The sequence below is a fragment of the Mycobacterium sp. NPDC050551 genome (genome assembly GCF_040674075.1).
Classification (GTDB): domain Bacteria; phylum Actinomycetota; class Actinomycetes; order Mycobacteriales; family Mycobacteriaceae; genus Mycobacterium.
On sequence record NZ_JBFARC010000002.1, the window covers coordinates 50,941 to 74,905 of the forward strand.

21 protein-coding genes are annotated in these 23,965 nt (G+C 69.6%); 7 read left to right on the forward strand and 14 right to left on the reverse strand.

Features of this window, described 5'->3' with window-relative positions:
* Nucleotides 1-22 precede the first annotated feature (22 nt).
* The 6 genes from AB0K11_RS06875 to AB0K11_RS06900 all read right to left on the reverse strand — a co-directional run bounded on the left by AB0K11_RS06875 (nucleotide 23) and on the right by AB0K11_RS06900 (nucleotide 4,823).
* Nucleotides 23-1,063, reverse strand: coding sequence for an NAD(P)-dependent alcohol dehydrogenase (locus tag AB0K11_RS06875; RefSeq protein WP_364973967.1), 1,041 nt, complete (start codon nucleotides 1,061-1,063; stop codon nucleotides 23-25).
* Between the two features lie 6 nt (nucleotides 1,064-1,069).
* Entirely contained in the window at nucleotides 1,070-2,347 is a 1,278-nt protein-coding gene (locus tag AB0K11_RS06880) for a cytochrome P450 (protein ID WP_364973969.1), read from the reverse strand.
* Nucleotides 2,348-2,359: 12 nt separating this feature from the next.
* Nucleotides 2,360-3,763 (reverse strand): FAD-dependent oxidoreductase, encoded by a 1,404-nt coding sequence (locus AB0K11_RS06885; protein ID WP_364973971.1) that lies wholly within the window; start codon nucleotides 3,761-3,763, stop codon nucleotides 2,360-2,362.
* Nucleotides 3,760-3,975, reverse strand: coding sequence for a ferredoxin (locus AB0K11_RS06890; RefSeq protein ID WP_184444367.1), 216 nt, complete (start codon nucleotides 3,973-3,975; stop codon nucleotides 3,760-3,762). Before AB0K11_RS06890 ends, AB0K11_RS06885 begins: the two co-directional genes overlap by 4 nt.
* Before the next feature lie 198 nt (nucleotides 3,976-4,173).
* Nucleotides 4,174-4,470, reverse strand: coding sequence for a hypothetical protein (locus AB0K11_RS06895; RefSeq protein WP_364973974.1), 297 nt, complete (start codon nucleotides 4,468-4,470; stop codon nucleotides 4,174-4,176).
* Nucleotides 4,470-4,823 carry a heme-binding protein gene (locus AB0K11_RS06900; RefSeq protein ID WP_364973976.1) on the reverse strand — a complete coding sequence of 118 codons (354 nt, stop codon included), beginning with the start codon at nucleotides 4,821-4,823 and terminating at the stop codon, nucleotides 4,470-4,472. Before AB0K11_RS06900 ends, AB0K11_RS06895 begins: the two co-directional genes overlap by 1 nt.
* Nucleotides 4,824-5,070: 247 nt before the next feature.
* Between AB0K11_RS06900 and AB0K11_RS06905 the strand changes: the two genes are divergently transcribed.
* The gene (locus AB0K11_RS06905) at nucleotides 5,071-5,460 is read left to right on the forward strand and encodes a PaaI family thioesterase (RefSeq protein WP_364976627.1); all 390 of its coding nucleotides are present in this window, start codon (nucleotides 5,071-5,073) and stop codon (nucleotides 5,458-5,460) included.
* Between the two features lie 6 nt (nucleotides 5,461-5,466).
* Here AB0K11_RS06905 and AB0K11_RS06910 read toward each other — a convergent pair whose 3' ends face one another.
* From AB0K11_RS06910 to AB0K11_RS06940, 7 genes are all read right to left on the reverse strand, one after another.
* Nucleotides 5,467-5,958 (reverse strand): carbonic anhydrase, encoded by a 492-nt coding sequence (locus AB0K11_RS06910; RefSeq protein WP_364973978.1) that lies wholly within the window; start codon nucleotides 5,956-5,958, stop codon nucleotides 5,467-5,469.
* 152 nt (nucleotides 5,959-6,110) lie between these two features.
* Nucleotides 6,111-7,991: a glycosyltransferase family 39 protein gene (locus AB0K11_RS06915; RefSeq protein WP_364973979.1), complete on the reverse strand. Its 1,881-nt coding sequence runs from the start codon at nucleotides 7,989-7,991 to the stop codon at nucleotides 6,111-6,113.
* Nucleotides 7,992-8,016: 25 nt separating this feature from the next.
* Nucleotides 8,017-9,300, reverse strand: coding sequence for a bifunctional glycosyltransferase family 2/GtrA family protein (locus AB0K11_RS06920; protein ID WP_364973980.1), 1,284 nt, complete (start codon nucleotides 9,298-9,300; stop codon nucleotides 8,017-8,019).
* Between the two features lie 55 nt (nucleotides 9,301-9,355).
* Entirely contained in the window at nucleotides 9,356-11,221 is a 1,866-nt protein-coding gene (locus AB0K11_RS06925; RefSeq protein WP_364976631.1) for a glycosyltransferase family 39 protein, read from the reverse strand.
* 61 nt (nucleotides 11,222-11,282) lie between these two features.
* Nucleotides 11,283-12,887 carry a HAMP domain-containing sensor histidine kinase gene (locus AB0K11_RS06930; RefSeq protein WP_364973982.1) on the reverse strand — a complete coding sequence of 535 codons (1,605 nt, stop codon included), beginning with the start codon at nucleotides 12,885-12,887 and terminating at the stop codon, nucleotides 11,283-11,285.
* Nucleotides 12,865-13,569, reverse strand: coding sequence for a response regulator transcription factor (locus tag AB0K11_RS06935; protein ID WP_364976634.1), 705 nt, complete (start codon nucleotides 13,567-13,569; stop codon nucleotides 12,865-12,867). The genes AB0K11_RS06930 and AB0K11_RS06935 overlap by 23 nt, the downstream gene beginning before the upstream one ends.
* Before the next feature lie 104 nt (nucleotides 13,570-13,673).
* Complete coding sequence (locus AB0K11_RS06940; protein ID WP_364973985.1) at nucleotides 13,674-13,847, reverse strand: hypothetical protein; 174 nt, start codon at nucleotides 13,845-13,847, stop codon at nucleotides 13,674-13,676.
* Between the two features lie 255 nt (nucleotides 13,848-14,102).
* Here AB0K11_RS06940 and AB0K11_RS06945 point away from each other — a divergent pair, with 255 nt between their 5' ends.
* From AB0K11_RS06945 to AB0K11_RS06970, 6 genes are all read left to right on the forward strand, one after another.
* Nucleotides 14,103-15,080 (forward strand): ABC transporter permease, encoded by a 978-nt coding sequence (locus AB0K11_RS06945; RefSeq protein WP_364973987.1) that lies wholly within the window; start codon nucleotides 14,103-14,105, stop codon nucleotides 15,078-15,080.
* Complete coding sequence (locus AB0K11_RS06950) at nucleotides 15,077-16,012, forward strand: ABC transporter permease (RefSeq protein WP_364973989.1); 936 nt, start codon at nucleotides 15,077-15,079, stop codon at nucleotides 16,010-16,012. Before AB0K11_RS06945 ends, AB0K11_RS06950 begins: the two co-directional genes overlap by 4 nt.
* Complete coding sequence (locus AB0K11_RS06955) at nucleotides 16,009-17,859, forward strand: ABC transporter ATP-binding protein (protein WP_364973991.1); 1,851 nt, start codon at nucleotides 16,009-16,011, stop codon at nucleotides 17,857-17,859. The genes AB0K11_RS06950 and AB0K11_RS06955 overlap by 4 nt, the downstream gene beginning before the upstream one ends.
* Before the next feature lie 30 nt (nucleotides 17,860-17,889).
* Nucleotides 17,890-19,569 (forward strand): ABC transporter family substrate-binding protein, encoded by a 1,680-nt coding sequence (locus tag AB0K11_RS06960; RefSeq protein WP_364973993.1) that lies wholly within the window; start codon nucleotides 17,890-17,892, stop codon nucleotides 19,567-19,569.
* Between the two features lie 63 nt (nucleotides 19,570-19,632).
* Complete coding sequence (locus AB0K11_RS06965; RefSeq protein WP_364973995.1) at nucleotides 19,633-20,856, forward strand: acyl-CoA dehydrogenase family protein; 1,224 nt, start codon at nucleotides 19,633-19,635, stop codon at nucleotides 20,854-20,856.
* Nucleotides 20,857-20,941: 85 nt separating this feature from the next.
* The gene (locus AB0K11_RS06970) at nucleotides 20,942-22,297 is read left to right on the forward strand and encodes an LLM class flavin-dependent oxidoreductase (protein WP_364973997.1); all 1,356 of its coding nucleotides are present in this window, start codon (nucleotides 20,942-20,944) and stop codon (nucleotides 22,295-22,297) included.
* An 11-nt stretch (nucleotides 22,298-22,308) separates the two neighbouring features.
* Here the strand turns inward: AB0K11_RS06970 and AB0K11_RS06975 are convergent, their stop codons facing one another.
* On the reverse strand, nucleotides 22,309-23,901 hold the full coding sequence (locus AB0K11_RS06975; protein WP_364974000.1) for a GMC family oxidoreductase N-terminal domain-containing protein: 1,593 nt from the start codon (nucleotides 23,899-23,901) through the stop codon (nucleotides 22,309-22,311).
* Nucleotides 23,902-23,965 lie beyond the last annotated feature (64 nt).

A 23,965-nucleotide genomic window follows, 5' to 3' on the forward strand; every position in this document is an offset into this window, starting at 1 on the left:
CACGCCGCACGCTCGACGAGCTTCAGTCGTTCGGCGTGATGACGGCGCGGCCGTTGATTTTGCCCTCGTGGAGCAGGTGATAGGCGTGGGCCGCGTCATGGAGAGGGAAGTGCTCGACGAGCATCTTGATCTTGCCGGACTGCGCGAGGTCGATCACCTCGATCAATTCCGGAATGGACCCCCAGAACGGTGCGGCAACCGAGCATTCGTTCGGCGGGCTGTGGAAGTTCACCGGCAGCGCCGCGCCGCCCACACCGATGATCGTGATGTGGCCGAGCACCCGCGCCACCTGCGCCGCCATCGTCAGCGTCGGGTTCACGGCGACGAAATCCAGGACTACCTCCGCGCCGTGCCCCTTCGTGATGTCCTTGATTCGCTTGACCGCACCGTCACCGGACACGAGGGCTTCGTCGGCGCCGAGTGTCTTCGCGATCTCCAGCTTGTCGTCCGAGGTGTCGACGGCGACAACGGTCGTCGCCGAGCACAGCGCCTTGAGCACTTGAATGGCCATCTGTCCCAGTCCACCGGCGCCGATGACGACCGCGGTCGATCCCGGGCCGAGGAGGTGCACGGAGCGCTTCACCGCGTGATAGCTGGTGAGCCCAGCGTCGGTGAGCGGCGCGGCGTCCCGGGGGTCGAGATCGCCCAACGGAATCAGGTAGCGCGTTGACGGCACGAGCAGGTACTCGGCCATGCCGCCGTCGGTGCCGCCGAGGCCACCGGGGCTGGGCTTGCCCGGTGTCTGGCAGTAGTTCTCCATCCCCTTGCGGCAGTTCATGCACAGACCGCACCCCCACGGGCCGTAGACGATGACGGGGTCCCCCGGTGCGAAACCCGTTGTACCCGAACCCATCTTCTCGACCCAGCCGGCGTTCTCATGTCCCAGCGTGAACGGGAGCGTGAAGGCCGTGGTGTCGGGTGGCGACTCCAGAACGTGCAGATCCGAGTGGCAGGCGCCGGCGCCTCCGACCTTGATCAGCACCTCCCCCGGGCCGGGTTCCGGGACCGGCACGTCCCGGAGTTGGCCGGGCTGCTGCCATTCGACGAACTGAAAGGCCTTCACGGCGAGCTAGTCCGCGATCCGGTCGAACTCGACCTCGAGATGCAGCGGTCCGCGGAAAACCTGATTCTGGCGGTAGGGCGGCGGATCGACAACCAGTCGGGGGTTCTCGACCCGGCGCAGGAATGTCTCGACCGCGATGTTGACCTCGAGTCGCGCCAGTGGCCCACCGACGCAGCTGTGCACTCCCCGGCCCCAACCCACGTGCTGGTTGTCGGGCCGCTGGATGTCGAACTTCTCGGGGTCCGGGAACCGCTTCGGGTCGCGGTTGGCGGCCCCGTAGAGCAGATGGACCGCTGATCCCGCCGGGATCACCGTGCCCCCGACCTCCACGTCGGCGGTGACACTGCGGCTGGGAAAGAATTGGACCGCCGACTGCAGCCGCAACACCTCTTCGATCGCCTTGGGAATCAGTTCCGGCTTGTCGCGAAGCAGGTCGAGCGATTCGGGGTTGCGCAGCAGGAGCAACACGCAGTGGGCGATGGTGTTGACCGTCGAGTCGTGGCCGGCGATCAGCAGGAGCATCGCGTTGGCCGCGGCCTCCTCGGGCGTCATCGGTCCGTCGGGACCGTCGTGGTCGTTCACCATCTTCGACAGCACGTTGTCCTGCGGGTTCGTCAGGAAGCCCTGGATCAGGTCGGCCATGTACGCGGTGAGCGCCGCGGTGCTCTCCTTGCCCTTCTGCTTGCGGGCCTGCCCCTCTTCGGTGGCGGCGTCCGGACCCATGTCGGCGCCCGCCATGAAATCGAAGATCCAGCCGTGGAACGTGGGCTCGTCCTTCAGCGGAACGCCCAGGATCTGGCAGATGACGGCTACCGGAACCGGGTAGGCGTAGTCGTCGACGACATCGAAGGTGTTGCCGCCCTTCGCCTTGGTCTTGTTCAGCGAGTCGTCGCAGAGCGCCTGGATGTCAGTGGCCATGGCGGGGATCACATTCGGCGAGTGCGGCGGCGCGAAGTGCCGCATCACCTGCCGGCGCTGCCTGTCGTGTTTGGCTGGATCCGACACGATCAGGCTCGGCTCCCGGCCGTATGCCTGCATGTGCTCGGCGCCGACGTCGGCCTGCGTATGGGCCGCCGGCTGGGCCGAGATCGGACTCTTCGAGATGTCCGAGCTGACGTGCGGGTCGTGCGCGAGTTGCAGCAGCTCGCGGTATCCGGTGACGACATAGACCTTGTCGGCCACCTGCACCACGGGTGTCTTTCGAAGCTCGTCGAAGAACCGGTAGGGATCGTGGCGGTTCTCGTACCTCATCGCCTCGGTCCAGGCGGTCTCTGCGGTGGTCATGCGGCTCCAGTCCTAGCGGGCTTTGGGGCGGTACTCGGCGCCCCGTGAGGTCGGATCATGGCCGGTGAGAACGACATCGGGAATCCCGGTCGGTGCGCGCGGATCGCCGAAGCGCGCCGACATCGGCTCGGCATCGGTGGGCACGTCGTAGCCCGGTGGCGGTGGCGGGAACGGCGCAGACTGCTCGATGAGCCGGGCGTAGTACTCCAGCCACTTACCGTGATTGAAAGTGATGGCACCGACGATGCGGCCGTTCTTGCCGAAAGCCGCGGCGAAGCGGAGATCCTCCACCGAGCCTTGGGTGAACACGATCTCGTCGCCGAAGGAACACACGCCGACCCCTTTGATGTTCACGCCGAACTGGCCGGACCAGAACTGCGGCAGCGGCAGGTGTGGACGCCGCCCCTTCTCGAGGTTGACCATGTTGTGCGCCGCGGTGCGGGCGCCCAGCACGGCGGCGTCGACGTGCTCGATCGCCATGAACTGGTACTCGTAGAGCACGTGCGGGGCCCGCGCGATGTCACCGGCGACGAAGATGTTGTCGGTCACCACGCCGTTGATGTCGAAGGCGCGGCAGCCGGCGTCGCACGCCACACCCCAGAACCCGCTGGCGAGTTCGGCGCCCTCGAGCCATTCGATGTTGCGGACGGAACCCAGCGACGCCACCACGACGTCGACGTCCAGCAGGGTGCCGTCCGAGAGCTGAGCCTGCCGGACATGACCGTCGGCATCACCCTTGAGGGCCTCCACCGCCACCCCGGTGCGCAGATCGACACCGGCGTCGCGCTGCATCTTGGCGGCGATGTCGCCGATCACCCCGCCCAGCGGTCCGACCAGCGGTGCGCTGGACCGCTCCGCGACCGTCACGTCGAGCCCGAGATCCCGGCAGACCGACGCCATCTCAGACCCGATGAACCCGGCACCGACGATGAGCACCCGCTTCGGGCGAGCCTTGAAAGCCGCTTGTATCCGCGCGGCGTCGTCGCTTGTGCGCAGGGTGTAGAGGCCCTTGAGCTTCGCCTCTTCGGGGTTGAACCACCCGCGGGAGCGGACGCCGGTGGCGATCAACAACCGGTCATAGGGCACCTTGTCGCCGTTGGCGAGAAGCACTTCCCGGTTGTCGCGATCGAGACCGGTGGCCGCCACCCCCAGTCTCCAGTCGGCATCGACCTCGCGCAGGCGCGGCAGCTTGGTGTTCTCGGCCGGCACCCATCCCTTGAGCACCTGTTTGGACAGCGGCGGGCGATCGTACGGCTCGTGCACTTCGTCACCGATGATGGTGAGCGAGCCGGTGAAGCCCTCGTCGCGTAACGCCTCAGCGGCGCGAAGGCCGGTCAGCGACGCCCCGACGATGACGATCCGCCCCTGCTCCTTGAATGTCCGGACGAGATCGTCGACCAGTGCGTGCGTGCTCATTTCGTCGTCCTGTCGGACGGCGGATCCATCTCGGCGATGATCGCCTGCACCGGGCACGACGCGACCGCTCGCGCGACCTGCTGGCGTTGCGAATCGTCGGGGTTCGGGTCATAGGCGAGCGCCTCCTCACCCTGCAACTGGAGCACGTCGGGCGCCAGCGGGACACACTGCGCATATCCCAGGCACCTGTTCAAGTCCACGACAATGCGCATGCTTCTCGGCTCCTTCTCAACCGGCGCCGAGGGCTGGTCAGCGCTGCTCCCGAGCACGGAGCGATCGTGCTGACGCTACGGTAAATCCGCCGCGATTGCTGCGGTAATGAACGAGCCACAGAGTGCTGTGAACGCGGGCAGAGTGAGCCCTGGATCCGGCGACCCAACCGAGGGGCGCGGCGGCTTTATCCGAGAGGCTCAGTTGCACCCGCCCGCGTTGACCCAGCGGCCGTTGTAGCTCACGCACCCGGTGACGTTCGGAGGCGGCGGCGGGTCGTACGGCATGGGTGCGTAATAGGCGGGCGGCGGAACGTAGGGCGCTACCGCGTCGGCGACGTTGGCACAGCCGCTCACCGATACTCGTCGGCCTGCGCTCACGCACACGTCGGCGTTCGCGATCCCGGGACCGGCGACGGTGACGATCGCTCCGGGGATGGTCGCAAGGGCGAAGACGCACGCCGAGGCAGCGGCCCACGTCCGTGTCGAATGAGTCATCAGCCACCTACAGGTGCTGGTGCATCGCAGCGTGCCCGCAGGTCGGAGACCGGCCGACGGATCCCGTTGATCTCGGCCTCCACCTGGGGGTTGGCAGTCATGTAGGTCTGCACCCTGCCGCGCACTTCCTCGTTCGGCAGCCCACGCAGGCTGGTGAAGAAGTTGTTGACGTCGGGGTGGCTGAACAGATACACACCCATCGCGGTTCCCACTGTGCCCGAGGCCTGGGCGAGGTCCCCCGCTGTACAGCCAGGAGGCGCGGGCGGAGGAGGGGGCGGAGGTTGCGCGGACGCCAGTGCGGCACCGCCGAACAACGCACCGGCCATCACCCCGCTGCCGATCAATCCGGTCATCGCACGGCGTGCGGAAGAGCCCGACAGGAACATGGGTGACCGCCTTTCCTCTGGTCTGGACCGCAACCGGATGGTTGTCGACACTCGAAGCTAAGCACTGCCGGCGGACCACCCAGTGGATATTGACGCGATTGGCGGTTCGGTGTCAGACATCGCAGCGCTGACGCAGCACGATTACCCCGGAGGTAATTGCCCGGCCTCCGATACTGGAGACATGACCACGATTGAGCCCCGCACCGGCGCCGAGGTGATGGCCGCCTTCATCCCGCAGTCCCCGTTCGCGGTCAAGCTGGGCATCGTCGCCGAGCGGCTGGACCCTGACGAGGTGCGGCTACTGCTGCCGTGGGACCCGGCCAACACCACGATCGGCGACATGGTGCACGGCGGGGCCATCGCGGCGCTGGCCGACGTCACCGTGATGGCCGCGGCGTGGGTGGGCGCCGACGTGCCCGACGATCTGCGCGGGGTGACCACGTCGATGACCGTGCACTATCTCGCGCCGGCGCGGGCCACCGATCTGGTCGGCGTCGGTCGGGTGCTGCGGCGCGGTAAAACCCTCGTCAACTGCGACGTCGACGTGATCACCCCCGACGGCATCGCGGTGGCCAAGGCGATCGCCACCTACAAGGTGGGCTGACGCAGGCTAGGCCGTGACCTCGTTCAGCTTGCCGGTGGCGACGTCGAACACGAAGCCGCGCAACGACTCGTGCTTGGTGACGAAGGGGCTGGCCTCGATGCGGCGGATCGACTGACGCACATCCTCCTCGAGATTCGGGAAGGCCTCGGCGGCCCACTGCGGCTTGATGCCCGTGTCTTCCTGGATCGACCGCTTGAAGTCGTCGTCGGTGAACGTCAGCATGCCGCAGTCGGTGTGGTGGATCAGGATGATCTCGGTGGTGCCGAGCAGGCGCTGGCTGATCGCCAACGAGCGGATCTCGTCGTCGGTGACCACACCGCCGGCGTTGCGGATGACGTGCGCCTCCCCCTCGGCCAGGCCGAGGATCCGGTACACGTCCAGCCTGGCGTCCATGCACGCCACCACGGCGACATGCCGGCTCGGCGGCAGTGGCAGCGGCCCGCTGAAGTCCCTGGCGTAGTCCTCGTTGTTCTTCAGGTACTCGTCGGTCGCGGACATGGGTCCTCCTGCGGTCGCGGTAGCCAAACGCCCAGAAGATAACAACACACCCATGCGCATGACTGCATTGGGAATCAGCACGATTCTGTCTCGCGGAGAAGCGGCGGCCGCCCCGCCCCGGGGGAGGCGAGACGGCCGCCGCGGTCCGCCGGTCAGCGGGTGCGCAGGTCGTAGACCGTCGTCCCGCCGACGTCGCCGGCCGGGAAGTTCTGCTCGACCCACGCCGTGATCTCGGCGGCGCTGCCACCGCGGTGCCGGGGCGGTCCGCCGTGCTCGTCGCTCGCGAGGAAGTAGCCCACCTGACCGTCGGCGACGTACTGCTGAAACTGGGTGAGCGTCGGCGAGTCGTCGGATCCGGAGAACCCGCCGATCGCCATGATCGACGTGCCCGTTTCGAGTTCCAGCCCGCTCACGCTCATCGACCCGATTCCCGCTGCGGCCCAACGGCGGTCGACCGACGTCAGCAGCGACTCGAGCGCTTCGTTGTCGCTCGCCGCACCGGGCGGTGCGCCGCCGGGACCGCGTCCGCCCGGACCGCCGAACCCGCCGTCACGCGCCGGTCCGGACATGGTGCCCGGACCGCTGGACGGATGGGCGACGTTGTAGACCGCGAACGCCGCCGGTGCGGCGAGCGCCGACAACGCCGCCGCCAGCACCACCACCGCGGTGCCGCGCCGCAATCGGTGCACGCGCAGCGCGAGCACCACGGCCGCGGCGACAGCGACGGCGAGCACAGCCCAGCGCAGCGCAGGCACGAAGTCCGGTGTGCGGTCGAGCAGGAAGAACGCCCACACCCCGGTGACAGCCACCATCGCAGCCAGCACGATCCGCGGCAGCAGGTGCGCGCGGTCCCGCCACAGTTCGGCGGCCGAGTGGCCGACCAGCGCGGCGACGGCCGGCGCCAGCGCCACCGTGTAATAGGGGTGGATGGTGCCGTCCATGAAGCTGAACACCGCACCCGTCACCACCAGCCAGCCGCCCCACAGCAGCAGCGCCGCGCGCACTCCGTCGGTGCGCGTTGCGCGGCGGGTGAACCAGATGCCCGCCGCCAGGCCGATCAACGCGGCGGGCAGCAGCCACGACGCCTCGACACCCATGGACGCGCCGAACAACCGGCCGATTCCCGCCTGGCCGCCGAAAAACAGATTGCCGCCTGGACCGCCCGGACCGCCGCCGCCGCCGGGTCCACCGGCGCCCGGCCCCTCGCCGCCGGCGATGCGCTCGATCCCGTTGTAGCCCAATGTCAACTGCAGCAGGCTGTTGTCCGTGGAGCCGCCGATGTAGGGCCGCAAGCCCGTCGGCCACAACTCGACCAGTGCGATGTACCAGCCTGCCGACACGACCATCGACACGGCGCCGACGCACAGCAGGCGGACGCGGTGCCACCACCCCACCGGTGCGGCGAACAGGAAGGCCAGCGCGAGGCCAGGGATGACCAGGAACGCCTGCAGCATCTTGGTCAGAAACGCGAAACCCAGCGCGCACCCGACGAGTACCAGCCAGCGGGTACCAGCGGTCTCGATCGCGCGCACCATGGCATAGGCCGCCGCGACGAGCAGCAGCACCAGCAGTGCGTCGGGATTGTTGAAGCGGAACATCAGCGCGGCGACGGGTGTCACGGCCATCACCGCTGCGGTGATCAGGCCTGCGGCGGGTCCGCTGGTGCGCTTCACGGCGGCGTAGAGCAACGCGACGGTCGCCACGCCCATCAGCGCCTGGGGCAGCAGCATGGTGAATGGGCTGAACCCGAAGAGCCGACCGAACAGCGACATCACCCACAGCGCGGCGGGCGGCTTGTCGACGGTGATGGCGTTGCCCGCGTCCAGCGAGCCGAACAGCCAGGCCGTCCAACTCTGGGTGCCGGCCTGCGCGGCGGCCGCGTAGTAGTGGTTGGCCCAGCCGGACCGGCCCAGGCCCCACAGGTAGAGCACGGCCGTGGCCACCAGAAGTACCGGCAGGGCCGGCCGCTGCCAGCGCGGCTTCTCGGCGGCGGTGATGGAGCCGGTGACCGGCTGGGGTGCGGTGAGTGTCATCGGAAGTCCTCGATCGTGTTCGGAGTCAGCGGGTTCGGCGGGGATGGAAGACCCAGCCGCGCAGCAGCAGGAAGCGCATGACGGTGGCGACCAGGTTGGCCGCGACCAGCACCGCGAGTTCGAGAGCGCGATGCGGCTGCGGAATCAGCCCATGTAGCAGGGCAAGCGATCCACTCGTCACGCCCAACGCGACGGCGAAGACGAGCAGGCCTTGGACGTGGTGGCGGACCATCGAGGCGCGTCCGGCCACCGCGAAGGTGAACCGCCGGTTGGCCGCGGTGTTGCCGATCGCCGTGACCAGCAACGCCACCAGATTGGCCGCCTGCGCGCCGAACACCCCTCGGGTCAGCATGAACAGCGCTAGATAGGCGACGGTCGAGACGACGCCGACCGCACCGAACCTGACCACCTGCCGCAGCAGCGACGTCCGCGGCGCGCACATCCGTGACGAGCCCAGCTGCGCGGCGAGTAGATGTACCGGGATCGAGCCGTCGGCGAAGCCGCGCAACAGCCGGCCGATCCCCCTGAGATCGGCCGCGGCGGTCGCCACGATGTCCACTCGGCTGTCCTCGTCGTCGATCCAGTCGACCGGCACCTCGTGGATGCGTAGACCGCTGCGCTCGGCCAGCACCAGCAGTTCGGTGTCGAAGAACCAGCCGGTGTCGGTGACGTAGGGCAGCAGCTCGTGCGCGACGTCGGCGCGGATCGCCTTGAAACCGCACTGCGCGTCGGAGAATCGCGCCGACAGTGTCGACCTGAGCAGGAAGTTGTAGCAGCGCGAGATGATCTCGCGCTTGGCGCCGCGCACCACCCGGGCACCGCGATTCAGCCGAGTGCCGATCGCGAGATCGGAATGGCCGGAGATGAGCGACGCCGTCAGCGGAGCCAGTGCCGCCAGATCGGTGGACAGGTCAACGTCCATGTACGCCAGCACCTGCGCATCCGACGCCGACCACACCGCGTGCAGAGCCCGCCCGCGGCCCTTCTCCTCGAGGCGCACGACGCGGACATCGCCGAGTTCGGCGGCGAGTTCTGCAGCGATACGCGGCGTTTCGTCGGTGCTCGCGTTGTCGGCGATCGTGATGCGAGCAGGGAACGGGAAGTCCTCCGACAGGTGGCGGTGCAGGCGTCGGATCGAATCCGCCAGTGCCGCTTGCTCATTGAACACCGGAACGACGACGTCGAGCACCGGCACGCCTGCGGCTCGGGCGGCCAGCGCGGCGTTCGGCCTGCAGGCGAAGCGCGTGCTGCGCTCCGCGGCGGGCGTTGCGGCGCGGGTGGCGCCGGGTTCCAGGGCGGTGTCTGTCATGGCTCCATCGTCGGGTCGTGGGGTGTGTTCGATGTGGGCACAACCTGTGCGGCGGCTATGAGTCGGGGGCCGGTGCGTCGAGGTCGTAGACCACGACACCGTCGAGGACCGTCGGGCGGAAATGCGCCGCGACCCACTCGGCGATCAGAGCCGCGTCGCGGCTGCCGCCGTCGCCTCCGGCCTTGGCGCCCGGCATCAGCCGGCCCTCCACGAAGTAGTGGATCCGGTGTTCGGCCACCAACTGCTGAAATTCCGCCACGGTCGGCGCCGGGTCCGTGCCGTTGAACCCACCGACGGCCATCACCGGTGCGCCCGTGGCCAACTGGTACCCGGCGGCGTTGTTCGATCCGGCCACCGCGGCGGCCCAGGTGTAGTGCTGCGCATCGGCGGAAAGCGCGGCGGTCAGCCCCGGTCCCGGCGTCGGGGCGGACAGCAGACCCACCGGCCCGGTGAAACCGTGGCCAGGGCCGACCGGCCCGGCGAATCCGTGCCCACGGCCACCGGGCCCGGCGAATCCGCGGTCGGGGCCGACGGTCGGTATCGCGCCGCGGTGCGGTGTGGCGGCGGTGGCGATCGACCACACCGCGGGCGCGGTCAGGCAGACGGCCACGGCGATGGCCGCCGCCGCCCGCGCGATCCGCTCCGGCAGTCGCCGGTTGACCAGCAGCAAAACCGCGGCCACCACTCCCGCGCCCATCACCACCGTGCGCAGCCACGGCAGGAAGGTGTCCTGGCGGCCGAGGAGCACCGCCGCCACCACCGCCGTGACGAGTACCGTCGCCGACATCACCGCCGCCACTCGCGGATCGGAGCGATTGCGCCACAACAGTATCGAGCCGATGCCGATCGCCGCGCCGATCGCCGGTGCGAGCGCCACGGTGTAGTAGGAGTGCACGATGCCGTGCATGAAGCTGAACACCACCGCCGTCACCACCAGCCAGCCGCCCCAGAGCAGCAGCGCGGCGCGCACATCGCGTCGACGGCTGAGCAGAGCGGCCGCCACCAGGCAGACGATCGCGGCGGGCAGCAGCCAGGCGATGTCGGCACCCATGCCCGCACCGAACAGCCGCCCCCAGCCGACGTCGTGGTTCAGGTTTCCCAGCCCGCCCGTCTCGGCGCCGGTGAGCCTGCCGAAACCGTTGTAGCCCAGTGCCAGTTCGACAATGCTGTTGTGCTGCGAGCCACCGATGTAAGGCCGCTCCGACGCAGGCCACAGCTCGACCAGCAGCAGATACCAGCCGGCGGCGATCACCATCGCCACTCCGGCGCCGAGCAGGTCTGCCGTCCGCCGGCCCAGCGACCGGTGACGCGTGTACAGGTAGGCCGCGGCGAAACCGGGCAGCACCAGCAGCGCCTGCAGCATCTTGGCCAGGAACCCGAAGCCGACGGCGACGCCCGCGGCGATCAGCCACCACCGGCTGCTCTCGGGCTCACACGCGCGCTGCACGCAGTAGGCCGCCGCGACCAGCAGCAGGACGAGCAGGGCGTCGGGGTTGTTGAAGCGAAAGATCAGCGCCGCCACCGGCGTCAGCGCAAGCACGGTGCCGGCGATGAGGGCGGCGCCCGGCCCGCTCACCCGCCGCACCGCCGCGTACAGCAGTGCCACCGCGGCCACCCCCTCGATCGCCTGCGGAGCCAGCACGCTCCACGGATGCAGCCCGAACAGCCGCACCGACAGATCCATCACCCACAGGGCAGCCGGTGTCTTGTCGACGGTGATGGCGTTGGCGGCGTCACTCGAACCGAACAGCATCGCCGTCGCGTCGGAGCCGCCGGCCTGTGCGGCGGCCGAGTAGAAGGCGTTGGCCCATCCGCTGGCGGACAGGTTCCACAGGTAGAGCGCGGCGGTGCCGAGCAGCAGGACCGCGTGCGCGATCCGGTGCGCTGCGGCCCGAGGCGTCCGAGGATCCCGGCTCGGCATGGCTGTCTGGGTCTGCTCGTGGGGAGGTGCCAGGGTCACCCGTCAATCCTGGTGACCCGGACTAGGTGTGCGATGAGGCCGCGCTGTGGGTCGGCTGTGTGGACCCGGGCAGCCGGACGACGAAGCTGGTGCGGCCCGGTTCGCTGTCCATGGCAATGGTGCCGCCGTGCGCGCGGACGACGGCGGCCACGATCGCCAGCCCCAGGCCGGTGCTGCCGCCGCGTCGCGAGCGGGACGAATCGCCGCGCGCAAACCGCTCGAACACCTCGGGCTGCAGCCACTGCGGGATGCCGGGCCCGTCGTCGAGGACGGTGAGCACCGCGTCACCCGCATCGACGGCCAGCGACGCGGTCACCGACGTACCCGGGGGTGTGTGGGTGCGCGCATTCGCCAGCAGGTTCGCCAGCACCTGCTGCAGGCGTGCCTCGTCGCCGGTGACCAGCACCGGCTCGTCGGGCAGGTCGAGTGACCACCGGTGCTCGGGGCCTGCGACATGAGCGTCGCTGACCGCGTCGACGGTCAGCCGCGACAAGTCCACCGGCTCGCGCTCCAGCGGGCGGCCGTCGTCGAGGCGCGCCAGCAGCAGCATGTCCTCGACGAGGCGGGTCATCCGCTGCGTCTCGGACTCGACCCGGTTCATCGCGTGCGCGACGTCGTCGGGTAGTTCGCCGGACTTCCGTTGCGCCAGTTCGGTGTAACCCCGGATGGCGGCCAGCGGGGTACGGAGCTCGTGGCTGGCGTCGGCGACGAACTGGCGCACCCTGGTCTCACTGGCGTGCCGCGCCGACAGCGCATCGAAGATCCGATCGAGCATCCGGTTCAGCGAGGTGCCGAGCTGGCCCACCTCGGTGTGCGCGCTCGCGGGGTCGACTTGGACGATCGGTGTGGGCAGCCGCACCTCGCCGCGGTCGAGTTCCAGATCGGCCACCTCGCGGGCGGCCGTCGACACCCGCGACAGCGGGGCGAGCTGGCGGCGGATGACGACGATGCCCACCACGGTGCCCGCGCCGAGCGCCACCGCGCCGACGACGCCGAAGATCAGCAGCACCGACAGCACGGTGTCGTCGACCGCCGATGTCGGCAGCCCGGCGACGATGACCCCACGCGGGCCGTGGGCGTGGCTGGCGATGACGCGGTAGCTGCCCAGCCCGTCGAGCTCGACGGTGGTCGGGGTCTCATTCGCCGGCACGTCGGCGAGCTGGGCGGCCGCAGCGGGACTGATCTGCGCCGGGGTGCCGTCGGCGGTGATCACCCCGGCGTCGAGCCGGTTGCGGCCGATCACGGCGCCGACCGTCCCGGCGGCCTGCCCTGGTGCGTTCAGGAAGGCCGGGCCGGGGCCGGCTTCGTCTCGGATCATGATGCGCCGCGGGAACGGCGGAGGTGGAGGGAACCCCGGCGGTGGTCGCATGCCCGGCGGAGGGAACCCCGGCGGCGGCGGACCGAACAGGCCGACCGACCGCCGGCCCGCCTCGACCACCTGCGCGTCGAGTTGATTGGACAGGAAGCGCTGCAACACGACGACCGTGCCGATGCCGACAACGGCGCAGACGAGCGCCAGCAGCACCACCTGGGTGACCAGCAGCCGGACGCGAAGCGACCAGGTGCGCGGAGACCAGATGCGGGTGCGGCCGTCGACGCCCGGGTCAGCGAGCGGGCTTGAGGACATAACCTGCGCCGCGCAGCGTGTGGATCATCGGCTCCCGGCCGCTGTCGATCTTCTTGCGCAGGTAGGACACATACAGCTCGACGATGTTGGACCGGCCGCCGAAGTCGTAGCTCCACACGCGGTCGAGGATCTGCGCCTTGGACAGCACCCGCCGGGCGTTGCGCATCATGAAGCGCAGCAGCTCGAACTCCGTCGCGGTGAGTGAGATGACGTCGCCGCCGCGGGTCACCTCATGGCTGTCCTCGTCGAGCACCAGGTCGCCGACGACGATCTGCGCGTCCCCCGACTCGCTGGCCACCCCGGTGCGCCGCAGCAGCGCCCGCAGCCGCAGCACCACCTCCTCGAGGCTGAACGGTTTGGTGACGTAGTCGTCGCCGCCGGCGGTCAGTCCGGCGATGCGGTCCTCGACGGAATCCTTGGCGGTGAGCAGCAGCAGCGGCAGCCCGGGGATCTGTTCGCGCAGACGTTGCAGCACGTCGAGCCCACTCATGTCGGGCAGCATCACGTCGAGCACCACCACGTCGGGCGGATTCTCGCGCGCCAGCCGGATCGCGGTCGCGCCGTCCCCGGCGGTGGCGATGTCCCAGCCCTCGTACCGCAGCGCCATCGTCACCAGCTCGGCGAGGACCGGTTCGTCGTCGACGACCAGCACGCGGATCGGTGCGCCGTCGGCACGGCGCATGACGACCCGCTCGGCGTCGCTCTTGTTCACCACGGACACCAGTATCGACGGTCCCCGTAGGCGAAGGCTGTGTGCTTTCTATGCGCGGGCTGTGAAACCGGGCGCTAGTTCTTGCCCACTGCGGGAGGCGCGCTGCTCGGCGTCACGGCGGGGGCCTCCTCGCTGGCCTGCGTCGTGGTCGTCGACCCTGAGTCCACCGGCCCCGGGGGCTGAGCCGCACTCGTCGTGCTGAAGGCGACGGTCAGACCACCCATGGCGAGCAGCGCACTGGTGCCCACGGCAGCGGACGCGAGTCTGATTCGATTCGACGGCATCGCTCGGTTACTCCGTTCGGTCTGTCGGCCAGTTCGCAGGAGGTCCGATGACCCCTCCGGCAGCGGGGGTAACCGATCGCGCCGGAGCCGAAACGCCGCCCCATCCGGCCTGCTCGGCGCCGCGCGTGGACGCGCCGGGGGCACGGTCATGACGACCTCACCGGCGTGGCTCTTCTACCCTGTGCCCATGCAGCCGAAGGCCGTGGAGGGCATGCGCCGATGACGCGCTTCCTGGCGCGCCGGCTGCTCAACTACCTGATCCTGCTGGCCCTGGCGTCGTTCCTGACGTTCACGCTGACCTCGCTGACCTTCCAGCCGCTGGACAGCCTGCTGGAACGCAGCCCGCGCCCGCCGCAGTCCGCGATCGACGCCAAGGCCGCCGAACTGAACCTCGACGCGCCGATACCGGTCCGCTACGCCGACTGGGTGACCGGCGCGGTGACGGGCGACTTCGGCACCACGGTCACCGGCCAGCCCGTCGGCGAGGAACTGTGGCGCCGCGTCGGGGTGAGTCTGCGGCTGCTGATCGTCGGGTCGGTGCTCGGCGCGCTCATCGGGGTGGTGCTCGGCGCGTGGAGCGCGGTACGCCAGTACCGGCTGTCCGACCGGGTGATCACCGTGGCGTCGCTGCTGCTGCTCAGCGCGCCGACGTTCGTGGTCGCCAACGTGCTGATCCTCGGTGCGCTGCAGGTCAACTCGGTACTCGGCGTGCAGCTGTTCGAGTACACCGGCGAGACGTCCGCCGACGCGGTCGGCGGGGCGTGGAACCAGTTCGTCGACCGGGTGCAGCACCTGGTGCTGCCGACGTTCACCCTCGCGCTCGGATTCGCCGCCAGCTACAGCCGCTATCAGCGCAACGCCATGCTCGACGTGCTCGGCCAGGACTTCATCCGCACCGCACGGGCCAAGGGCCTCACCCGCAGGCAGGCGCTGTTCCGGCACGGCCTGCGCACCGCGCTGATCCCGATGGCGACGCTCTTCGCGTACGGGATGAGCGGCGTCGTCACCGGCGCGGTGTTCATCGAGAAGATCTTCGGCTGGCACGGCATGGGCGAATGGGCGGTGCAGGGCATCGCCACCCAGGACACCAACATCATCGCCGCGGTGTCGGTGTTCACCGGCGCGGTGGTGCTGCTGGCCGGACTGCTCTCCGACGTCATCTACGCCGCACTCGATCCGAGGGTGAGGGTGACATGACGCAACCAGGATTCTCCTCCACCCAGTCCGGCGTCGACGCCGCCTCGTTCGCGTCCCGCCGCACCCTGGTGACCCGGCGGTTCCTGCGCAACCGGCTCGCGGTCCTCTCGCTGGTGCTGCTCGCCGCGCTGTTCGTCGCCTGCTACGCGCTGCCACCGCTGCTGCCCTATGACTACACCGAACTGGACTACTACGCGCTGCAGCAACCGCCCAGTCCCGAGCACTGGTTCGGCACCAACGCGCTCGGCCAGGACCTGCTGGCGCTCACGCTGCGCGGCATGCAGAAGTCGATGCTGATCGGGGTGTGCGTGGCGTTCATCTCCACGTTGATCGCCGCGACGGTCGGCTCCATCGCCGGCTACTTCGGCGGGTTCCGCGACTCGGCGCTGATGTGGATCGTCGACCTGCTGCTCGTGGTGCCCAGCTTCGTCATCATCATGATCGTCACGCCGCGGCTCGACCCCGACGCCCGGGTGTTCTGGCTGATCGTGCTGTTCTCGGTGTTCAGCTGGATGATCAGCTCGCGCATCGTGCGCAGCCTGACGATGAGCCTGCGGACGCGCGAATTCGTCGTCGCCGCCCGCTACATGGGGGTCCGGACCCCACGGATCATCGTCCGCCACGTCCTGCCCAACGTGGCCTCCATCCTGATCATCGACACCGCACTCAACGTCGGCGTCGCGATCCTCGCCGAGACCGGCCTGAGCTTCCTCGGCTTCGGCGTGCAGCCGCCCGACGTGTCGCTGGGCACGCTGATCGCCGACGGCACGAAGTCCGCGATCACGTTCCCCTGGGTGTTCCTGTTCCCGGCCGCCGTGCTGGTGCTGATCGTGTTGTGCGCCAATGCCACCGGCGACGGCCTGCGCGACGCGCTGGACCCCGGCAGCCGTGCGTTGCGACGTGCGCGGCGCACCAGGGGCGGTGCCCGGTGAGCCCGCTGCTGGAGGTCACCGACCTGCACGTGTCCTTTCCCACCGAGCAGGCGTCGGTGCACGCCGTGCGCGGGCTGACCTACCGCGTCGAACCCGGCGAGGTGCTGGCGGTCGTCGGCGAGTCCGGATCCGGCAAGTCGGCCGCGGCGATGGCCGTCGTCGGTCTGCTGCCCGAGTATGCCGAGGTCACCGGGTCGGTGCGACTGCACGGCGAGGAACTCCTCGACCGCGACGACCGGGCCATGTCGGCCGTCCGGGGCGCCCGCATCGGCACGGTGTTCCAGGACCCGATGTCGGCGCTGACGCCGGTCTACACCGTCGGCGACCAGATCGCCGAGGCGCTGCGGATCCATCAGCGCGACCTCGGCCGGGCCGCGGCGCGGCGACGGGCGGTCGAGCTCCTCGAGCTGGTCGGCATCCACCAGCCGGATCGGCGGGCGCGGTCCTTCCCGCACGAGCTGTCCGGCGGTGAACGGCAACGGGTCGTCATCGCCATCGCAATCGCGAACGATCCCGACCTGCTGATCTGTGACGAGCCGACCACCGCGCTCGACGTGACCGTGCAGGCACAGATCCTCGACGTGCTGCGCACCGCCCGCGACGTCACCGGCGCCGGCGTCATCATCATCACCCATGACCTCGGGGTGGTCGCGGAGTTCGCGAACCGGGCGCTGGTCATGTACGCCGGCCGTGCCGTCGAGGTGGCCGACGTCGGGACGCTGTACGCCGACCGCCGGATGCCCTACACCGCAGGGCTGCTCGGCTCGGTCCCGCGCCTCGATGTCGGCCAGGGCACCCGCCTGGTGCCGATCCCGGGTGCGCCGCCGGCACTCGACGCGCTGCCGCCGGGCTGTCCGTTCACGCCACGCTGTCCGCTGGCCATCGACGACTGCAGCGCCGCCGAACCCGACCTGCTGCCCGTCGCGCCGGGCCACACCGCGGCCTGCATTCGCACCGAGGACGTCGCCGGACGTAGCGCCGCCGATCTCTACGGGGTGAGCACCCAACCCGTCCGCGTCGACGATGCGGAACCCGGAGAGGCTGTGGCGCTGCGTGTCCGGGATCTGACGCGCACCTACTCGCTCACCAAGGGCGTCGTGCTTCGCCGCAAGGTGGGCGAAGTGCGCGCCGTCGACGGCATCAGCTTCGACCTGCCCGCCGGGCGCACCCTCGGCATCGTCGGCGAGTCCGGCTCCGGCAAGTCCACGACGCTGCACGAGATCCTCGAACTCGCAGGGCCGCAAGGCGGATCGATCGAGGTACTGGGTCACGACGTGGCCGCGGCGGACAAGGCGACGCGGCGCTCGCTGCGGCGTGAGCTGCAGGTGGTGTTCCAGGATCCCGTCGCCTCCCTCGACCCGAGACTGCCGGTGTACGAGGTGCTGGCCGAACCGTTGTCGGCCAACGGTTTCGGCAAGGCTGACATCGAGGACCGGGTCGCCGACCTGCTGACCACCGTCGGGATGCACCGCTCGGATGCCGCCCGCTTCCCCGCGGAATTCTCCGGCGGCCAGAAGCAACGCGTCGGCATCGCCCGCGCGCTGGCACTGCAGCCGAAGATCCTCGCGCTCGACGAACCGGTGTCGGCCCTCGACGTGTCGATCCAGGCCGGCATCATCAACCTGCTGCTCGACCTGCAGGACCGGTTCGGGCTGTCCTACCTCTTCGTCTCGCACGACCTGTCGGTGGTGAAGCACCTGGCCCACCGGGTGGCCGTGATGCACCGGGGCGCGATCGTGGAGCAAGGCGACGCGGACGCGGTGCTCGGCGAACCGCAGCACGAGTACACCCGCGCGTTGCTGGCGGCGGTGCCCCGACCGCCCGCCGAACTGCACGGCAACCGCTGATCGGTGCGGCGCGCCGCTAGCATCGGTGCGATGACGCACACGTTCGGCGCCCGACGAGCCATCGCCGCCGCGGCCGTACTGGTCCTCACCCTGGCCGGTTGTTCCAGCCGCGACGATTCTGCGCCGTCGCCCGGCGGCAACGCCGAACTCGGCACCACCAGCGACATCAATGCCCAGGACCCGGCGGCACTGCGCGACGGCGGCAACCTCCGTCTCGCGCTCACCGGTTTCCCGCCGAACTTCAACACCCTGCACATTGACGGCAACCTCGGCGAGCTCGGCGGGTTGCTGCGGCCCACCATGCCGCGGTCGTTCATCATCGCCCCCGACGGGCAGACCACCGTCAACACCGACTACTTCACCAATGTCGAACTGACGAAAACCGACCCGCAACAGGTCACCTACACGATCAATCCCAAGGCGACCTGGTCCGACGGCACGCCGATCACGTGGGAGGACATCGCCTCCCAGATCAACGCGACCAGCGGCAAGGACAAGCGCTACCTGATCGCCTCCCCGAACGGCACCGAGCGCGTCGAGTCGGTGACCAAGGGGGTCGACGACCGGCAGGCCGTCGTCACCTTCAAGGCGCACTACGCCGACTGGAAGGGATTCTTCGCAGGCAACACGATGCTCTACCCCAAGAGCACGACCGCCGACCCGGAGGCGTTCAACCGCGGCCAGCTCAACGGTCCGGGTCCGTCGGCAGGCCCGTTCATCGTCTCCACCGTGGACAAGGCCGCGCAGCGAATCATCCTGACCCGCAACCCGAACTGGTGGGGCGCCAAGCCCAGGCTGGACTCGATCACGTTCACGGTGCTCGACGACGCCGCCCGGATTCCCGCCCTGCAGAACAACGCGCTCGACGCGATGGGGCTGGCGACCCGCGACGAGCTGAACATCGCCCGCGGCACGGCGGGCATCTCGATCCGGCGCGCCCCCGCCGCGAGCTGGTACCACTTCACCGTCAACGGCGCACCGGGCTCGATCCTGTCCGACCCGAAGCTGCGGCTCGCCGTCGCCAAGGGCATCGACCGGCAGGCCATCGCGACGGTGTCGCAGAACGGCCTGGTGAACGAGCCGCGTCCGCTGAACAACCACATCTACCTCGCCGGCCAGGATGGCTATCAGGACAACAGCGGGGTGGTGGCCTTCGATCCGGAGAAGGCCAAGGAGGAACTCGACGCGCTGGGCTGGCGGCAGAGCGGCCCGTTCCGGGAGAAGGACGGCAGGCAACTGCGCATCCGCGACGTCTTCTACGACGCGTTGAGCACCCGGCAGATCGCCCAGGTGGCGCAGAACAACCTGGCGCAGATCGGCGTCAACCTGGAGCTGGTGCCCGCCGCGGGCGGCCGGCTGTTCACCGAATTCGTCACGCCCGGCAACTTCGACCTCGTCCAGTTCGCCTACGGCGGCGACGCCTTCCCGCTGTCGAGCCTGACCCAGATCTACGCGTCCACCGGTGAGGGCAACGTCGGCAAGATCGGCAGCCCGCAGATCGATGCGCAGATCGAGAAGACGTTGTCCGAGCTGGATCCCGCGAAGGCTCGAGACAACGCCAACGAGCTCGACAAGATGATCTTCGAGACGGTGCACAGCCTGCCGCTGTTCCAGTCGGCGGGCAACGTCGCGGTGCGCAGCAACCTGGCCAACTACGGCCCGGCGGGCATCGGGGACCTCAACTACACCGCGATCGGCTTCACGCAGTAGCGCGTTCGGTTCCGACTGATCCAAAGCAGTGCCCCCGACCGGCGCCGTCGGTAGAACTACGCCATGACCACAGTTGAGCGCGTCAACCCGCTGCTGCCCGACTCGCCGGAGTTCGCGATCCTGCTGGCACAGATCGCCGCGGGCGCGAAGGACCGCGACCTCGAGGACCAGAATCCCTTCGACCAGGTCGCTGCGCTCAAACGCGCCGGATTCGGTGCGCTGCGCCTGCCTGTCGAACTCGGCGGCGCCGGACTCACGGTGCCGCAACTGTTCTCGGCGGTGATCGACCTGGCGCGCGCCGACCCGATCGTCGCCCACATCTTCCGTACTCACTTCTGGTTCGTCGAGGAGCGGCTGCGCGTGCTGCGCGCCGACCCGGCCGACACGGTGTCGCGGCGGTGGCTCGACGAGGTCGCCGCGGGCAAGGTGTTCGGCAACGCGTTCAGCGAGAAGGGCTCGCTCGCGGTCGGCAGCCTGGTGTTCAAGACACGCCTGACACCCGACGGCGACGGGTACCGGCTCGACGGCGAGAAGTACTACAGCACAGGCACGTTGTTCTCCGATCACCTCACGGTCGCGACCACCACCGACCACGACTCGGTGGCCACCGTCGTGGTGCCCGCTGACCGCGACGGGGTGGGGCTGGTCGACGACTGGGACGGCTTCGGCCAGCGTCGCACCGGCACCGGGACAACGACGTTCACAGCCGTCGCGGTGTCCGCCGACGAGGTGCTCAGCGACACTCCCTATGACGCAGAGCCGACGCCGACGGTGCAGTACGCGGCGCTGCAGCTCTACATCCACGCGGTCGTCGCGGGCGTGCTGGCCAACGTCGTCGACGACGGTGTGGCGCTTCTCGAGTCGCGGGACCGCAACTTCAACCATGCGCTCGCCGAACGGCCGTCCGACGATCCCCTGCTGCAGCGTCAACTCGGCGAACTCGCCAGCACGGCATCCGTCGCGCGAGCCGCCGTGCTCGACGCCGCCGCGGCGATCGATGCGGCCGACGCGTCGGAGATCGACGGCGTGCCCGACGCCCGGCTGGCGACCGAGGCGCAGCTGCGAGCCGCCAAGGTCAAGGTGCACCTGGATCAGGTGGCGCCCGAGGCCGCGACCCGGCTGCTCGAACTCGGCGGGGCCAGCGCCGCGAGCCGGCAGCGCAACCTGGACCGGCACTGGCGCAACATCCGCACCATCACCCTGCACAACCCGGTGGCGTACAAGGCCCGGGTGATCGGCCAGAACCTGTTGCACGGCACGCCCATTCCGGCCAACGCCTACTTCTGACCACGTCACCCCGATGTGATTTCGGCGCGCTCGCGTTCGGTGAGCGATCGTGAGCGCGCCGAAATCACTGGAGAAAGGAGCACTCGTGACTCGTCAACTGCACCTCGGCGGCTTCCAGATCGCGTCGCAGGTCACCCACTCGCACGCCGCGTGGCGACATCCCGCCAGCGACACCCGGTTCACCACGCCGGAGTACTACCACCGCCTCGGCCGGATCCTGGAGCGCGGCAAGTTCGACTTCGTGTTCTTCGCCGACCTGCTGGCCGCGCCGGTGCGGTACGGCGACGGGATCGCCGAGCCGTTACGCCGCGGCACGCAGGCCACCGCGACGCTCGACCCGTCGATCGTGGCGGCCAGTATCGCCGCGGTCACCACGAAGCTCGGAGTCGCGATCACGAAGTCGGCCACGTACTTTCATCCCTACGAGCTGGCCCGGATCTTCGCCAGCCTCGATCACATCACAGGCGGCCGGGTGGCGTGGAACATCGTCACGTCGCTCACCCAGGGCGAGGCGCAGAACTTCGGCCGCGACGAGCACCTCGGCCACGAGTTCCGCTACGAGCGCGCCGACGAGTTCGTCCGCACGGCGCTGGAGTTGTGGGCGAGCTGGGAGCCCGACGCGCTGGTGCTCGACAAGGCCACCGGTGTCTTCGCCGACCCGTCGCGGATCCGGCACGTCGACCACGACGGCGAGTTCTTCCGCACCCGCGGACCGCTCAACGTGCCGCACTCCCCGCAGGGCAGGCCGGTGCTGATCCAGGCGGGCTCGTCGAACACCGGCAGGGACTTCGCCGCCCGCTGGGCCGAGGCGATCTTCGAAATCGACCCGACACCTGAGGGCCGGCGTGCCTACTACGACGACATCAAGTCGCGGGCATCGAATTACGGCCGGAACCCGGATCAGGTGCTCATCTTCCCGGCCTTCATCCCCTTCATCGGCGAGACCGAGTCGATCGCCCGCGAGAAGCAGGCGTTCCACAACGAGCTGGCCGACCCGGTGTCCGGCCTGATCACGCTGTCGGTGCACACCGACCACGACTTCTCGGTGTACGACCTCGACGCGCCGGTGGAGGACGTGCAGGTGTCCGGCACGCAGGGACTGTTCGACACCGCCCGGCGGGTGGCCGACCGCGACAACCTCACGCTGCGCGACATCGGCAGGTGGTACGCCCAGGGTGTGCTGCTGCCCCAGTTCGTGGGAACCGCCGAGCAGGTGGCCGACCAGATCGAGGAGTCGTTCCACGCCGGTGAGGCCGACGGCTTCATGGTGTCGGCGGCGCAGACGCCGGGCACGTTCAACGACTTCGTCGACGCGGTGGTGCCGGAGTTACAGCGGCGCGGGCTGTTCCGCACCGAGTACACGGGCACCACGCTGCGCGACCACCTGGGCCTCGATCCCGCGACGTTCACCGCGGCGCAGCGGCTGAAGTCGGTCAGCTGAGCTTTGCGCGGCTAGGCGTGCGCGGCCAGCACCAGGTCGGCGGCCTTCTCGCCGATCACCACCGACGGCGCGTGGGTGTGGCCGCGGATGATCGCGGGCATCACCGAGGCGTCGGCGACCCGTAGTCCCTCGACACCACGCACCCGCAGGTCCGGGTCGACGACGCTGCCCTCGTCGGTACCCATCCGGCAGGTGCCGACGGGGTGGTACAGCGTCTGGGAGGTCAAGCGCAGCGCCTCCTCGAGCGTCTCCTCGCGGGTGTCCTCGACGTGGAGCGGCCGTGCGACCCTGCCGAGCACGTCGCGCATCGCGGGCGCCTTGGCGATGTCGGCGGTCATCCGCAGGCCGGCCATCATCGCGGCGCGGTCGCGGCCCGCCGGGTCGGACAGGTATCGCGGGTCGATGACCGGTTTGGCGAACGGGTCGGCCGAGGCGAGGGTGACGGTGCCGCGGCTCTCCGGGCGCACGAGGATCGGCCCCATCACGATCGCGTGCCCGTCGTAGGCGTCGCCGAGGCCCTCGTCGAAGAACGGCGCCGGGGCGAACAACAGCTCGAGGTCGGGCAGTTCGAGGTCGGGGCGGCTGCGCACGAAGCCGTACGCCTCGCCGACGTTCGACGTCAGCATGCCGCGCCGGCGCACCAGGTAACGGACGAGTTCCAGCGGCTTCTCAGCGGTGAAGAGGCTGTCATGGCGGACCTCGAAGCCCATCGGCGTGCACAGGTGGTCGGAGAGATTGCGGCCCACCTCGGGCGCATGCGCCACGACGTCGATGCCGTGCTCGGACAACTGGTCGCGGTCGCCGATGCCGGACAGCATCAGCAGCTGCGGGCTGTTGACCGCGCCCGCGCACAGCACCACCTCACGCCGCGCACGGACCTCCTGGCGACCGGAACCCGACTGGTACTCGACGCCGACGGCCCGGCCGCCGTCCACGACCACCCGCGTGGCGTGCGCACCGGTGACCACGGTGAGGTTCTTGCGGCGGGCCGCCGGTTTCAGGTATCCGTCGGCCGTGCTCCACCGGGCGCCGCGGCGCTGGGTGACCAGCGTTTCGCAGAACCCCTCGGGCTGTGGCGCGTTGGGCTTCGCCAGCTTGTGCCCGCACTCCTGCACGGCCGTGAGGTAGGCCGCGGTGGAGCTGCGCGGGCTGCGCTGCCGGCAGACATGCAGCGGCCCGTCGTCGCCGCTGCAACCGCCCTCGACCGCCTGCGCCGCGTCGCTGGTGTTCTCGATGCGACGGAAGTACTCGACCACGTGCGCGTAGTCCCACTGCGAGCCGGCGAGCTCGCCCCACTCGTCGTAGTCGGCGGCGAATCCGCGCACCCACATCATCGCGTTCATCGACGACGACCCGCCCAGCACCTTGCCGCGCGGCCAGTAGATGCGGCGGCCGCCCAGCTCGGGTTGCGGCTCGGTGGAGTAGTCCCAGTCCATCTCGCTGCGGAACAACTTGGAGAACGCCGCCGGGATGTGGACGAATTTGTCCTTGTCCGGCGGGCCGGCCTCGAGTACCACCACCTCGACGCCGGGATCAGCGCTGAGGCGGTTGGCCACGACGGCGCCGGCCGAGCCGGTTCCGATGACGACATAGTCGGCTTCCATCGGCCGAAGTCTAGATTTCCCCTGCGCGAGCAGACGCATAATGCCCCGACACGCCGGGAAAGAC

Excerpts from the sequence above, each read along its gene's own strand:
- AB0K11_RS06960 (WP_364973993.1), top strand. The coding sequence starts at position 17,890 with ATGACGCACACGTTCGGCGCCCGACGAGCCATCGCCGCCGCGGCCGTA.
- AB0K11_RS06880 (WP_364973969.1), bottom strand. The coding sequence starts at position 2,347 with ATGACCACCGCAGAGACCGCCTGGACCGAGGCGATGAGGTACGAGAAC.
- AB0K11_RS06935 (WP_364976634.1), bottom strand. The coding sequence starts at position 13,569 with ATGCGCCGTGCCGACGGCGCACCGATCCGCGTGCTGGTCGTCGACGAC.
- AB0K11_RS06900 (WP_364973976.1), bottom strand. The coding sequence starts at position 4,823 with ATGACCGGATTGATCGGCAGCGGGGTGATGGCCGGTGCGTTGTTCGGC.
- AB0K11_RS06945 (WP_364973987.1), top strand. The coding sequence starts at position 14,103 with ATGACGCGCTTCCTGGCGCGCCGGCTGCTCAACTACCTGATCCTGCTG.
- AB0K11_RS06950 (WP_364973989.1), top strand. The coding sequence starts at position 15,077 with ATGACGCAACCAGGATTCTCCTCCACCCAGTCCGGCGTCGACGCCGCC.
- AB0K11_RS06895 (WP_364973974.1), bottom strand. The coding sequence starts at position 4,470 with ATGACTCATTCGACACGGACGTGGGCCGCTGCCTCGGCGTGCGTCTTC.
- AB0K11_RS06890 (WP_184444367.1), bottom strand. The coding sequence starts at position 3,975 with ATGCGCATTGTCGTGGACTTGAACAGGTGCCTGGGATATGCGCAGTGT.
- AB0K11_RS06920 (WP_364973980.1), bottom strand. The coding sequence starts at position 9,300 with ATGACAGACACCGCCCTGGAACCCGGCGCCACCCGCGCCGCAACGCCC.
- AB0K11_RS06975 (WP_364974000.1), bottom strand. The coding sequence starts at position 23,901 with ATGGAAGCCGACTATGTCGTCATCGGAACCGGCTCGGCCGGCGCCGTC.
- AB0K11_RS06930 (WP_364973982.1), bottom strand. The coding sequence starts at position 12,887 with ATGTCCTCAAGCCCGCTCGCTGACCCGGGCGTCGACGGCCGCACCCGC.
- AB0K11_RS06965 (WP_364973995.1), top strand. The coding sequence starts at position 19,633 with ATGACCACAGTTGAGCGCGTCAACCCGCTGCTGCCCGACTCGCCGGAG.
- AB0K11_RS06925 (WP_364976631.1), bottom strand. The coding sequence starts at position 11,221 with ATGCCGAGCCGGGATCCTCGGACGCCTCGGGCCGCAGCGCACCGGATC.
- AB0K11_RS06910 (WP_364973978.1), bottom strand. The coding sequence starts at position 5,958 with ATGTCCGCGACCGACGAGTACCTGAAGAACAACGAGGACTACGCCAGG.
- AB0K11_RS06915 (WP_364973979.1), bottom strand. The coding sequence starts at position 7,991 with ATGACACTCACCGCACCCCAGCCGGTCACCGGCTCCATCACCGCCGCC.
- AB0K11_RS06885 (WP_364973971.1), bottom strand. The coding sequence starts at position 3,763 with ATGAGCACGCACGCACTGGTCGACGATCTCGTCCGGACATTCAAGGAG.